Consider the following 302-nt stretch of genomic DNA (forward strand, 5'->3'; position numbering starts at 1 on the left):
CCATGGCAGCGTTCCACTTGCATGGGGATGCCCAGGCACATCAGCCTTCTCCTTGCAGTACGCGGTCGTCGCCAATGCGGCAGGCGGCTTCGGCGGACGGGCGCTCGTTTTCATAGCGCTGCATGTCCTGTCTCTTATACACATCTCCGAGCCCACGAGACATTAACAAGGATCGCGTATGCCGTCTTCGGCTTGAAAAGGGGGGGGGGGGGGGGGGGGGGGGGGGGGGGGGGGGGGGGGGGGGGGGGGGGGGGGGGGGGGGGGGGGGGGGGGGGGGGGGGGGGGGGGGGGGGGGGGGGGGG

1 protein-coding gene is annotated in these 302 nt (G+C 72.5%); it reads right to left on the minus strand.

The window, feature by feature from the left end; all coding sequences use genetic code 11:
* Positions 1 to 40 precede the first annotated feature (40 nt).
* Positions 41 to 302: hypothetical protein (locus JHD64_RS21545; protein WP_199055744.1), on the minus strand; the 262-nt coding region annotated here is incomplete at its 5' end.

Origin of the sequence: Aquitalea sp. ASV15 (genome assembly GCF_016429115.1) — a bacterium.
GTDB lineage: Bacteria > Pseudomonadota > Gammaproteobacteria > Burkholderiales > Chromobacteriaceae > Aquitalea > Aquitalea magnusonii.